Origin of the sequence: Microbacterium sp. (assembly GCF_036277215.1) — a bacterium.
In the GTDB taxonomy this organism is placed as follows: domain Bacteria; phylum Actinomycetota; class Actinomycetes; order Actinomycetales; family Microbacteriaceae; genus Microbacterium.
Map to the genome: position 1 here is coordinate 1 of NZ_DASUNI010000090.1, position 12,631 is coordinate 12,631.

A 12,631-nucleotide genomic window follows, 5' to 3' on the forward strand; every position below is an offset into this window, starting at 1 on the left:
ATCCGCCGAGTGGGGAGGAGGCAGCGCACACTTCCGAATTGCCAGTCGTCGATGGATCGCTGCGGCGTTTGCCGACGTCTGCTGGCAAATGGCGTCGCGCGCGTGGTCACCAGAGGCGTGCGGCCGCCACGACCTTCGCGGTCGCCTCGTCCAGCCCGGCGCGAGCCGTGCCGGCCCGAGCCCAGATGTCGCGCGTGAAGGCTCCGAGCGTCCGGCGGTAGGCGGCATCCGGGTGAGTGCGCGCGATCTCGGCGAGCCGAGGGACGTCCATGCGCAGCATCTGGCCGATGCGCGCCTGGACCGCCAGCGGATGGCCCGCGGATTCGAGCACGCGCAGGCCCGCGTCCATGGCGTCGAGGCAGTCACGCAGGACGTCGAGGTGCGCTTCGCGCTGGGTGATCGACGACCCGTCGGCGCGGACGCGCCAGTGCGCGACCACGTCGGGCACGGTGTCGAAGCGGCGGGCGCGCGCGTACATCTGCTGCGCGACGATCTGATCCTCGTACAGGCGGCCCTCCGGGAATCGGATGCCGGCCCGGTGCCAGAACTCGGTGCGACTCACCTTCGACCACGCCACGATGTTGCCCGACGCCTCGGGGTGCTCGTCGATCGTCGTGCCCCGGCGCTCGGGCGCAGACGCCGCGGCCACCCACGGCTGCACTTCGCCCGCGCGGTATCCACCGGCTGCTTCGGGCCGCAGGCGGACGTAGGCACCGACCGCGAAGTCGCTGCCGGTCTCGTCGAGCAGACCGACGAGGCGCTCGAGCGCGTTCGGCGTCAGAACGTCGTCGGCGTCGAGGAAGCCCAGGAACGGGGTGTCGACGAGATCGAGCCCACGGTTTCGGGCCGCGCCCAGCCCAGCCCGCTCTGCGTGCCGAACGAGCCGGAACCGCGGATCCGCAACCGCGGCGCGCGCGAAGACGTCGGCGGTGGAATCCGTCGAGAAGTCGTCGATCAGGATCGCGGTCCACGCCTGCAGAGTCTGCCGCCGCAGCGAGTCGAGCGCCTCATCGGCGTACTCCGCCACGTCGTGCCCGGGCACGATGACGGTGATCGCGGCGGGGGTGGTCACCCGCCCGATTGTACGGCGACGACGGATGCCGCGACCGCGTCGGCGACGGCATCCAAGGGTTCGACGAGCGAGGAGGGGAAGGTGAAGCGCACCGCGGTCTGCGCGACCTCCGGCGGCACGCCCATCGCGGTGAGCACGTGCGAGGGTTCGTCGCTGCCCGCGGCGCACGCCGATCCGCTCGACGAGACGACGCCGCGGCGCTCGAGCTCGAGGAGAACGGCTTCGCCGCTGGTCCCGGCGAAGGTGAAGCTCGCCGTTCCGGGCAGCCGATGCACCGGATCTCCGGTGAGGCGCGCACTGGGCACCTCCGCGAGGATGCGCGAGATGAACCGATCCCGCAGCTGCGTGACGCGGACCGATGCCTCGACGCGCTCGGCTTCGGCGAGCTCGAGTGCCGTGGCGAATCCCACCGAGCCGGCGACGTCCTCGGTGCCGCTTCGGCGCCCCCGCTCCTGCCCGCCGCCGTGCAGCAGGGGTTCCAGCGGAACGCGACCCCGCACCGCGAGGACACCTGTTCCCTTCGGCGCACCCAGCTTGTGCCCGGCGAGCGAGATCGCGTCCACGCCCAGGTCCGCGGCGCTGAGCGGGAGCCAGCCGGCCGCCTGCACGGCGTCGACGTGCACCGGCACGCGCCGCCCGTACGCGGCCACGGCTTCGGCGATCGCCGCGACGTCCTGGATCGTGCCGACCTCGTTGTTCGCGTAGCCCACCGTGACGAGCGCCGTGTCGTCGCGCAGGGACGCGGCGACATCCGCCGGTGCGACGCGGCCGAACCCATCCACCGGCAGGTGCGTCAGCTCGAAGCCGTGCACACGGGCGAGATACTCGGCGGACTCGAGGATGGACTCATGCTCGATCGGCGTGAGGATCAGATGCCGTGCGCCGCGGTTCAGCGCCGCCGCGATGGCGACCCCCTTCACCGCCAGGTTGTTCGCCTCGGTGCCGCCCGACGTGAAGATGACGTCGCCCGCCCGCATCCCCAGCACGCGCGCGACCCGTGCGCGCGCGTCGGCGAGCGCATCCGCCGCGGCTTCGCCGACCGTGTGGTGGCTCGACGGGTTGCCGAACCAGCGCGTGAGGAACGGCATCATCGCCTCGAGCACCTCGGGGCGCACCGGCGTGGTCGCCGCATTGTCGAGGTAGAGCATGCTCACTGCGCGGACCTCATGAGATGCGGATGTCGAGGCCGAGGTCGAGCGCGCGTGCCGAATGGGTGAGCGCTCCGACCGAGATGACGTCGACGCCCGTCTCGGCGATCGCCCGGACGGTCTCCAGGCTCACCCCGCCGGATGCCTCCACCGTCGCGCGCCCGCCGACCTGCTCGACGCCGCGGCGCAGATCGTCGAGCGAGAAGTTGTCGAGCATGATGGTGCCGATTCCCGCTGCGAGGACGGCGTCGATCTGATCGAGGCGGTCGACCTCCACCTCGACGTGCGTCGTGTGGGGCAGACGCGCGATCGCCCCCTGCAGAGCCGCCGTGACCGACACGCCCTTCTGGGCGAGCACGGCCAGATGGTTGTCCTTGGCCATCACTGCATCCGACAGCGAGTAGCGGTGGTTGTGGCCGCCTCCGTTGACGACCGCATGGCGTTCGAATGCGCGCAGTCCCGGAGTGGTCTTGCGGGTGTCGGCGATGCGGGCACCCGTGTGCGCGACCTCGGCGACATATCCTGCGGTCAGCGTCGCGATGCCACACATGCGCTGGACGAAGTTCAAGCCGATCCGCTCGGCCGTCAGCACACCCCGGGCGGGGCCGGATACCACTGCGAGCACGGCACCCTCGGCGAACGCGTCGCCGTCGTCGACCATGCGCTCGACCTCGATGCGGGGGTCGGTGAGCCGGAACGCCGCCGCGAAGACCTCTCCGCCGCTGAACACGCCCGGCTCGCGAGCCACGAGATCGGCGCGCGCAGTGGCGGATCCGAGGATGAGCATCTCGCTCGTGAGGTCGCCCCAGGGCGCGTCCTCTTCGAGCGCCGCGCCGACCACCCGGTCGATCGTGGACCTGGTCAGCATCAGGCCACCCCGCTCGCGACCGGGGCCGCGGCATCCGTTCGTTCGTCCTCGGGGGAATCGAGAGTGGAATCGTCGCGCCGGAAGTGCGCTCCGACCGACTCGCGGCGCCGCAGGGCTGCCGCCACGAGCTGCTCGGCGACCACGAGAAGGTTCTCGTCCTCGAACTCGGCCTCGGTGCGCGGGGTGCGCTGGTGCGCACGCCACGTCGCGAGGACGGATGCCGCGTGGCCGAGTCCCTCGGCGTCGCGCACGAGTCCGGCGTCCTCCCACATGAGCTCCTGCAGGGCGGCCCGCGTGAACGGCGGAGCGGCGGGGCCCCCGCCTGCAGTATTCGTCGCAGCGGCCGGGCGCGTCGGCGCAGGATCGAAGCTCGGCCACCGATCGGATGCCGCGTCTGGAGCGATCGCGTCACCCGCACGGGCGCCGAAGACCGCGCCCTCAAGGAGCGAGTTCGATGCCAGCCGGTTCGCGCCGTGCACGCCCGTGCGCGCCACCTCGCCCACGGCGTACAGCCCGGGAAGGGTGGTGCGTCCGTCGAGGTCGGTGGTGACGCCGCCCATCAGGTAGTGCGCGGCAGGGGTCACCGGGATCGGCTCGCGCGACCAGTCGAGACTCCGGTCGCGGACGGCCCGGTCGATGGTCGGGAAGCGCTCCGCGAGGAATGCCGCGACCTCGTCGGGCGTCGGCCGCAGGTGCGTCGCGTCGAGGAGCACCGGCCTTCCGTTCTGCGCGTCCATCTGCCGTGCGATCGCGCGCGCGACCACATCGCGCGGTGCGAGCTCGCCGTCGGGATGCGCGTCGAACGCGAATCGGCGGCCCCGCTCGTCGATCAGGGTCGCACCCTCTCCGCGTACGGCCTCCGAGACCAGGAATGATTCGCCGGTGGCGCCCCGCTCTCCGTCCGCGTCCGCGGTCTTGCCTTCCAGCACGGTCGGGTGGAACTGGAAGAACTCGAGATCGGCGACGTCCGCGCCGGCGCGCAGCGCAGCCGCGATGCCGTCGCCGGTCGCGACCGCCGGGTTCGTCGTGTGCGCATACAGCTCGCCGGCGCCCCCGGTGGCCAGGACGACCGCGTCCGCCGCGATCCGCTCCCGGTGTCCGTCGACATGTGGTGCGTCGGCAGATGCCGCCGCATCGCCCACGAGCAGATCCACTCCGGTGACCCGCCCGTCTTCGAGCACCAGATCGATGAGGAAGGCGTGCTCGACGACCCGCACGTCGCTCTCGCGCAGCCGGGCCACGAGGGCCTTCTCGATCGCGGTGCCGGTGGCATCGCCTCCCGAGTGCAGGATGCGCGGATAGGAGTGCGCAGCCTCGAGGCCCTTGACGAAGGAGCCGTCCGCGCGCCGGTCGAAGGCCACGCCGAGCGCGATCAGTTCGCGGATGCGGGCAGGTCCCTCTTCGACCAGGACGCGCACGGCCTCGGGATCGTTGAGGCCGGCGCCTGCCGTCAGCGTGTCGCGGATATGGTCTGCGGCACGGTCGTCGTCGAACATGACGCCTGCGATGCCGCCTTGCGCGTAGCGCGTGTTCGCGTGCTCGAGCACGTCCTTCGTCACCAAGGTAACTCGGCAGCCGTTCTCGACGGCGTGCAGCGCGACGGTGAGCCCGGCGATGCCGCTGCCCACGACGACGGCGTGCACAGCACCGGCCTCCGCGTCGACCGGCGCCGTCATGACGCGTGTTCCCACGCGGCGGCGGGCGCGGCCGGCGGCTTGGCCGCCAGCATCCGCTCGAGGGCGAGACGCGCCGGGTCGGCGACGTCCTGGGGCACGGTGATGCGGTTGAGGACCTCGCCCGCGACCAGTCCCTCGAGCACCCACGCCAAATAGCCGGGGTGAATGCGGTACATCGTCGAGCACGGGCACACGACCGGGTCCAAGCAGAAGATCGTGTGCTGCGGGTTGGCCGCCGCGAGGCGCTGCACGAGGTTCACCTCGGTGCCGATCGCGAACGTCGTGGGCTCGGCCGCGGCTTCGATGGCGCGCCGGATGTAGTCCGTGGAGCCCGACTCGTCGGCGGCGTCGACGACGGCCATGGGGCACTCGGGGTGCACGATCACCCGGACGCCGGGGTGCTCGGCCCGGGCCTTCTCGATCTGCTCGACCGTGAAACGGCGGTGCACCGAGCAGAAGCCGTGCCAGAGTATGACGCGGGATGCAGCCAGCTCGTCGGCGGTCGCTCCGCCGAGGGGCTTGCGCGGATTCCACATCGGCATCTGATCGAGCGTGATGCCCATCGCCTTGGCGGTGTTGCGGCCCAGGTGCTGGTCGGGAAAGAACAGCACCCGGCGCCCGCGCTCGAACGCCCACTCGAGCACCGTCTGCGCGTTGGACGACGTGCAGACGATCCCGCCGTGCCGGCCCACGAATCCCTTGATCGCGGCCGAGGAGTTCATGTAGGTCACCGGGATCACCGGGACGAGCCCATCGACATCCGGTGCATCCATGTCGCCGTAGACCTCGGCCAGCTGCTCCCAGCAGTCCTCGACCTGGTCGATGTCGGCCATGTCGGCCATCGAGCACCCGGCGGCGAGGTTGGGAAGGATCACAGCCTGATCGGGCTGCGACAGCAGGTCAGCCGTCTCGGCCATGAAGTGGACGCCGCAGAACACGATCGCCTCGGCTTCGGGGTGCGCCTTGGCGGCGTTGGCGAGCTGGAACGAGTCGCCGACGTAATCCGCGTGCCGGATGACCTCCTCGCGCTGATAGAAGTGGCCGAGGATCATCACCCGGTCGCCCAGTTTCGCCTTCGCCGCGCGGATCCGGGCGTCGAGCTGGTCGGGCGATGCCTCCCGGTACTCGCTGGGCAGCTCACCCTGACGGGGCGAGCCGGTCGGGATGACGTCGCCCATCGACGAGCCCGGGCCGTAGCCGGGTCGGTCGTCGAAATTCCACGGTCCGGCGGCGAGGTCGGTGTTGCAGGTCTCGGCCGTCGAAGCACCGGAGACGATCGCCTGGATCGTGTGATCGACGGAAGGATCCGCCGGCCGGGGCTGCAGTGTCAGGATTGTTGCGGACATGGCGTGCTCGATTCGATCTGGGAGATGCTCAGAGGCGGACGACGAGGGGCCCGCGGTCGGCGAGCTCGACGTCCTGGTTGTAGCGGTAGAGGCGGGCGGGCCGGTGGCTGCCCGTGCGGAAGCGTTCGGTCGGGATGAGGGTCCCGGAGTTCTCGACCTGACGGCGGAAGTTCGCCGGGTCGAGGCGCTTGCCGAGGATCGACTCGTACACCTCGCGGAGCTCGGCGAGGGTGAACTCGTCGGCGAGGAGGCCGTGCGCGATGCGGCTGTAGCCGACCTTGTTGCGCAGACGCCACAGCGCATAGTCCACGATCTCGTTGTGGTCGAACGCCAGTCTGGGCAGCTTCGCCGCATCGAACCACGAGACGTTCTCGATGTCCTCGGAGGGGATCTGGTCGGGGCGCACCAGGGCCCAATAGACGATCGACACCACGCGGGTGGGCGAGCGATCGACCGCTCCGAACGCGTAGAGCTGCTCGAGGTAGCTCGGCGCGATCGCGGTGGTCTCCGCGAGCGTGCGCGAGGCGGCGGCGTCCAGGCTCTCCGCCGAGTCCAGCCAGCCGCCCGGCAGAGCCCACAGTCCTTCGTGCGGGTCGCGGGTGCGGCGGACGAGAGGCAGCACGACGGCCGCGTGATCGTCGTCCGGATCACGCCGCAGCGTGAAGATCACGGTCGACACGGCGACACGCGTGACGTCTTCGGAGACGGAGTCCGCGTGCGGGATGCTTGGGCTGAGAATTGTTTGTGTCATGATGACCATTACCTCGCCCTCGATCTTAGTGTCATGATGACCTGAAGTGCAAACTCGGCCTGCGTCATCGCGTTTCGAAGACAGACCACAGCATCCAGTGCCTACGCTGGCGTGCGGGGATACCCGCAGGAGGGGGGAGCGCGTGCTCATCGTCGATGCCGTGCTGGTCGGGCTGCTGGTGCTCGCGCTCGTCGTCGGCGTGCAGCGCGGCCTTCTCGCCAGTCTCGGTGTGCTCATCGGGATCGTGCTCGGCGGGCTCGCCGCGTACCTGCTCGTGCCGCTTGCCAACAGCGTCTGGCCCTGGCCGGACACCCGGGTGATCGCCGTGGTGATCTTGGCTCTGTTCCTGCTCGTGGGCGGGGGCATGGCGGGCGGTGCCATCGGAACCGCCCTGCGCCGAGGGGTCGACCGCGGCCCCCTGAAGGTGCTCGACCGGCTGCTCGGAGGAGTGCTGGCCGTGCTGGCCGGCGCGCTGTCGCTCACGCTGATCACGCTCAGCGTCGGCAACACCGGCGCACCCGGGCTGTCGATCGCTCTGAAATCCTCGGCTGTGATGCGCACGATCGACTCGATCACCCCGCGACCCATCGCGGACGTCCTGGCGCAGGTGAGCTCAGTTGTCACGCAGGACGCGCTCCCGGAGCTCGGCAAGCTGCTCGCGCTCGACGGGCAGCCCAGCGCCGAGCCCGTGGCTGTCGATGATCCCGAAGTGGCCATCGCGGAGGCGTCCGTCGCCCGCGTGTCGGGAATCGCATTCGAGTGCGGGATCAGCGCGACCGGCACGGGGTTCGTCGTGGCGACCGACCGTGTCGTGACCAACGCGCATGTGCTCGCGGGTGTCGAGACGGCGATCGTCGAGCTTCCCGGCCGGCCGGCGCGCGAGGGACGCATCGTCTACTTCGATGCGATCGACGACCTCGCGGTCATCGCAGTCGACGGGCTCGACGCGTCGGCGCTCCCGGTCGTGGACCCGCTGCCGGTCGGCACGGCCGCCGTCGTGGCGGGATACCCGTACGGAGGCCCGTTCTCCGCGGTGCCGGCCGAGGTGCTGTCGACGGGTGAGGTGTTCGTGCCCGATATCTACGGCCAGTCCAGCGCGCTGCGCAGCATCTACGGGCTGGCCGCTGCGGTCAACCCCGGCAACTCCGGCGGGCCGCTGCTCACCGGCGACGGGGCCGTCGCCGGTGTGGTCTTCGCGCGAGCGGAGGACGAGACCGATCGCGGCTACGCCATGACCACCGTCGAGCTTCAACCGGTGCTCGCGGCTGCCCCCGGCCTGACCGAGCCCGTCGCGTCGGGAGCGTGCGCGCGCTGACTTCCCGTGCGGCATGCGGACGCTATGCTGGCACCGCAAGTCCATAAGGCCAACAACCCGGACGGGAGAGCCTCGGCAGCACGCAGCCGAGCACCGAAGGAGCAAGCCTCCCCGCCAATCTCTCAGGTATGCGTACCGCTCGGGCTCGGCCGCTCTGAAAAGCGATCCTTCGGGGTCCGCCGACGGTGAAAGTCCCGGCATCCGCTGATTCGAATCAGGATGCCGAGGCGAAACTCTCAGGCTCATGACAGAGGGGGAGTTCACAGACGCCGACCCGGCGCCTGCCCGCACGAGACCGGGAGAACTCATGACGGACCCCCGCTATACGATCCTGCGTGATCGCCACGAGGCGCTCGGAGCTTCGTTCACCGACTTCGGCGGTTGGGCGATGCCCGTCCGCTATTCGTCCGATCTCGCCGAGCATCACGCCGTGCGCTCCGCCGCGGGGCTGTTCGATATCTCGCACATGGCGGAGTTCTTCGTGTCGGGAGGCGGTGCGGCCGAATATCTCGACTACGCGCTGGCGGGTCGTCTGTCGACCCTGCCGGTCGGGCGGGCGAAGTATTCGCTCCTGCTGGCCGAGAGCGGCGGGATCGTCGACGATCTGATCGTCTACCGCCTCGCGGACGAGCGGTTCCTCGTCATCGCCAACGCCGGCAATCGGAACGCCGTGGCGGCGGCGCTCGTCGACGCGGCGCAGGATCACGAGGTCCGCGTGGTCGACGCGACGGACGCTTACGCCCTCATCGCACTGCAGGGCCCGAAGGCACGGGCGATCCTCGATGCGACCGCGGGTCTGGATGGCTTCGCGCACCCCCTCGACGAGCTGAAGTACTACGCGGCCGTCTCCGCGCGATTCGACGAGCGGCCGGTGCTGATCGCCCGCACCGGCTACACGGGCGAGGACGGCTACGAGCTCCTCATCCCGAACGATGCCGCGCAATCGCTCTGGGACGCACTGCTCACCGCCGGCGAACCGCACGGGCTCGTGCCGGCCGGCCTCGCCGCCCGCGACACGCTGCGACTGGAGGCCGGCATGCCGCTTTACGGTCACGAGCTGTCGCTGGACATCGTGCCGGCCCAGGCCGGTCTCGGCAGAGTCGTCGCCCTCGACAAGGAGGACTTCGTCGGCCACAGCGGGCTCTCCGCCGTCATCGCGGCCGATGCCCCGGTGCTCGTCGGACTCGTCTCGGAGGGCAGACGTGCCGGACGAGCGGGATACGCGGTGCTCGCCGGCGACATGGTCGTCGGGGAGATCACCAGCGGCGCGCTGAGCCCGACGCTCGGGCACCCGATCGCCATGGCGTTCGTCTCGCCGGCGGCGAGCGCCCCCGGAACCGCGCTGTTCGTCGACGTGCGCGGCACGCGGATCCCCGCGACAGTCAGCCCCTTGCCGTTCTATCGTCGTGCCACATGACCGGCGCGACGCACCCCGGAACCCACCCGACCACCTCCTGGAGGAAACCGTGACCGACCTCAACAGCCTCAAGTACACCGCCGAGCACGAGTGGATCGCCCTGGACGGCGATGTCGCGACGGTCGGCATCACCGACTACGCGGCGGACAAGCTCGGCGACGTCGTGTTCATCGACCTCCCCGACGTGGACTCCGGCGTCTCGGCCGGCCAGGTCGTCGGCGAGATCGAGTCGACCAAATCGGTAGGCGAGCTCTACGCCCCGCTCACCGGGGACGTGGTCGACGTCAACCAGGCCGTCGTCGACGATCCGTCGATCGTCAACGCCGACCCCTTCGGCGCCGGGTGGCTCGTGAAGCTGCGCGTGGACACCTCCAGCACGGGGGAGCTGCTCGACCGCGAGGCCTACGTCGCGCTCACGGGCGGCGACGAGTGACCGAGGGCTCGGCTCCGCTCGGACTGCGACGCGGCTTCGCCGACCGTCATATCGGGACGGATGCCGCCGCTCAGGCGCTCATGCTCCACGCGCTGGGCTACGACACGGTCGAGGCGCTCGTGCAGGCCGCAGTGCCGGCATCCATTCATGTGGACCCGCGCGAGACCTCCGACATCCTCCCGGCGGCCACGGAAGCCGAGGCTCTCGCGGAGCTGCGCGAGCTCGCTTCGCAGAACCGGGCGGCTCGGCCGATGATCGGCCTCGGGTACTACGACACCCTCACGCCTTCGGTCATCGCCCGCAACGTGCTGGAGAACCCGTCCTGGTACACCGCCTACACCCCCTATCAGCCCGAGATCTCCCAAGGCCGGCTCGAAGCGCTCATCAACTTCCAGACGATGGTCACCGACCTGACCGGTCTGTCGACCGCGAACGCATCGATGCTCGACGAGCCGACGGCGGTCGTCGAGGGCATGCTGGTCGCCCGTCGCGCCTCTCGATCGGCCTCGCCGGTGTTCGTCGTGGACATCGACGCGCTGCCGCAGACGAAGGCGCTGCTGCACTCCCGCGCCGCCGCGGTCGGCGTACAGCTCGTCGAGCTCGATCTGGCGAACGGCGCGACGCTGCCTGACGAGCTCTTCGGGGTGTTCGTCCAGTATCCGGGCGCCTCGGGCCGCGTGTGGGACCCGTCCGGCGTGATCGACGCGGCGCACGTCGCCGGCGGCCTCGTCGTCGTGGCGGCGGATCTTCTCGCGCTGACCCTGCTGCGCTCGCCCGGTTCGCTGGGCGCGGACGTCGCGGTCGGCACGACGCAGCGCTTCGGGGTGCCGCTCGGCTTCGGCGGTCCGCACGCGGGTTACATGGCCGTGCGCTCGGGCCTGGAACGTCAGCTGCCTGGCCGCCTCGTCGGAGTGTCGCAGGACGCCTCGGGCCACCCCGCGTACCGCCTCTCGCTGCAGACGCGGGAGCAGCACATCCGCCGCGAGAAGGCGACGTCGAACATCTGCACCGCGCAGGTCCTCCTGGCCGTGATGGCCGCGATGTACGCGGTGTACCACGGTCCCGAGGGACTGCGGGGGATCGCCACGGATGTCGCCCGCAAGGCGGAGGCCCTCGGCGAGCGCCTCCGGTCCTACGGGCTCTCGCTCCGGTCCGACTCGTTCTTCGACACCATCCGCGTCGTCACTCCCGGTCCGTCCCAGCGCATCATCGAGCGCGCCCGGACTCGCGGCTACCAGCTGTTCTGGGTCGACGACGCGACGGTCGGCGTCTCGGTCGACGAAACCACGACCGCCGACGACCTGGCCGCGGTCGCATGGGCGTTCGGCCTCCCGACCGCCGACGAGCACGGCGAGCGCGACCTGCCGTTCACGGATGCCGCGCCGCTGTCCGGAGTCGCGGAGACGCTGCATCGCGACGAGGAGTACCTCACGCATCCGGTGTTCAACACCCATCACAGCGAGACGGCGATGATGCGCTACCTCAAACAGCTCGCCGATCGGGACTATGCGCTGGACCGGGGGATGATCCCGCTCGGATCGTGCACGATGAAGCTCAACGCGGCGACCGAGATGGCAGCGGTGTCGTGGCCGGAATTCTCGCGGGTGCACCCGTTCGCGCCGGAGGCGGACGTGCACGGCTATCTCGCGATGATCGAGCAGCTGGAGACATGGCTGGCCGAGGTCACCGGCTACGACGCCGTGTCCCTGCAGCCGAACGCCGGCTCGCAGGGTGAGCTGGCGGGCCTCCTCGCGATCCGCGGGTACCACCGTTCGAACGGCGATTCCGGCCGCACGGTGTGCCTCATCCCGTCATCCGCGCACGGCACCAACGCGGCATCCGCTGTTCTGGCCGGCATGAAGGTGGTCGTCGTCGCCTGCGACGAGGCGGGCAACGTCGATCTCGACGACCTGCGCGCGAAGATCGTCGCGCACGCCGACGAGCTCGCCGCGCTGATGATCACGTACCCGTCCACGCACGGGGTGTACGAGCACGACGTGCTCGAGATCACGCAGGCGGTGCACGATGCCGGCGGGCAGGTGTACGTCGACGGGGCGAACCTGAACGCGCTGCTGGGATACGCGCGGTTCGGCGACCTCGGCGGCGACGTGTCGCACCTGAACCTGCACAAGACGTTCGCCATCCCGCACGGCGGCGGCGGTCCCGGTGTCGGGCCGGTCGCGGCGAAGGCGCACCTCGCCCCGTTCCTGCCCGGGCATCCGTTCTCGCAGCGCAAGGACCACGCGGGCGGCTTCGTCTTCGACGGCGGGGCGGTGTCGGGCGCGCCGCACGGGTCGGCCGGCATCCTGCCGATCTCGTGGGCGTACGTGCGCATGATGGGCGCGGAAGGGCTGCGCGATGCGACGGCCGCCGCGGTACTCGCGGCGAACTACATCGCGACGCGGCTGAAGGACCACTACCCGGTGCTGTACACCGGCGATCGCGGGCTGGTCGCGCACGAGTGCATCCTCGACCTGCGGCCGCTGCGCGAGGCGACCGGCGTCACCGTGGACGACGTCGCGAAGCGTCTGATCGACTACGGGTTCCACGCGCCGACGATGTCGTTCCCGGTGGCCGGCACGCTCATGGTCGAACCCACCGAATC

General features: G+C 70.5%; 10 protein-coding genes and 2 riboswitches. Of the genes, 4 read left to right on the forward strand and 6 right to left on the reverse strand.

All coding sequences use genetic code 11. From position 1 onward, the window contains the following. Nucleotides 1-106: 106 nt before the first annotated feature. From VFX99_RS04620 to VFX99_RS04645, 6 genes are read right to left on the reverse strand one after another with little or no spacing between them, the layout of a single operon-like run. Nucleotides 107-1,072, reverse strand: a complete 966-nt coding sequence (locus tag VFX99_RS04620; protein WP_329665141.1) for a glycosyltransferase family 2 protein — start codon at nt 1,070-1,072, stop codon at nt 107-109. Further along, the gene (locus VFX99_RS04625; protein ID WP_329665148.1) at nt 1,069-2,220 is read right to left on the reverse strand and encodes a cysteine desulfurase family protein; all 1,152 of its coding nucleotides are present in this window, start codon (nt 2,218-2,220) and stop codon (nt 1,069-1,071) included. The genes VFX99_RS04620 and VFX99_RS04625 overlap by 4 nt, the downstream gene beginning before the upstream one ends. 16 nt (nt 2,221-2,236) lie before the next feature. Further along, on the reverse strand, nt 2,237-3,088 hold the full coding sequence (gene nadC, locus VFX99_RS04630) for a carboxylating nicotinate-nucleotide diphosphorylase (RefSeq protein WP_329665142.1): 852 nt from the start codon (nt 3,086-3,088) through the stop codon (nt 2,237-2,239). Further along, complete coding sequence (gene nadB / locus VFX99_RS04635; protein WP_329665143.1) at nt 3,088-4,764, reverse strand: L-aspartate oxidase; 1,677 nt, start codon at nt 4,762-4,764, stop codon at nt 3,088-3,090. The genes nadC and nadB overlap by 1 nt, the downstream gene beginning before the upstream one ends. Further along, nucleotides 4,761-6,110, reverse strand: a complete 1,350-nt coding sequence (nadA, locus tag VFX99_RS04640) for a quinolinate synthase NadA (RefSeq protein ID WP_329665144.1) — start codon at nt 6,108-6,110, stop codon at nt 4,761-4,763. Before nadA ends, nadB begins: the two co-directional genes overlap by 4 nt. Nucleotides 6,111-6,138: 28 nt before the next feature. Beyond that, entirely contained in the window at nt 6,139-6,789 is a 651-nt protein-coding gene (locus VFX99_RS04645; RefSeq protein WP_329665149.1) for an NUDIX hydrolase, read from the reverse strand. Between the two features lie 214 nt (nt 6,790-7,003). Here VFX99_RS04645 and VFX99_RS04650 point away from each other — a divergent pair, with 214 nt between their 5' ends. The 4 genes from VFX99_RS04650 to gcvP form a co-directional block, all read left to right on the forward strand. Then, a complete protein-coding gene (locus VFX99_RS04650; protein WP_329665145.1) occupies nt 7,004-8,176 on the forward strand; it encodes a MarP family serine protease in 1,173 nt (390 codons plus the stop codon). Between the two features lie 52 nt (nt 8,177-8,228). After that, nucleotides 8,229-8,324: riboswitch (glycine riboswitch) on the forward strand. After that, nucleotides 8,325-8,437, forward strand: a riboswitch (glycine riboswitch). A 46-nt stretch (nt 8,438-8,483) separates the two neighbouring features. Then, a complete protein-coding gene (gene gcvT, locus VFX99_RS04655; protein WP_329665146.1) occupies nt 8,484-9,593 on the forward strand; it encodes a glycine cleavage system aminomethyltransferase GcvT in 1,110 nt (369 codons plus the stop codon). Nucleotides 9,594-9,642: 49 nt separating this feature from the next. Further along, nucleotides 9,643-10,026 carry a glycine cleavage system protein GcvH gene (gene gcvH, locus VFX99_RS04660; protein WP_329665147.1) on the forward strand — a complete coding sequence of 128 codons (384 nt, stop codon included), beginning with the start codon at nt 9,643-9,645 and terminating at the stop codon, nt 10,024-10,026. An 80-nt stretch (nt 10,027-10,106) separates the two neighbouring features. Next, a partial coding sequence (gene gcvP / locus VFX99_RS04665; protein ID WP_329665150.1) for an aminomethyl-transferring glycine dehydrogenase occupies nt 10,107-12,631 on the forward strand: 2,525 nt, incomplete at its 3' end.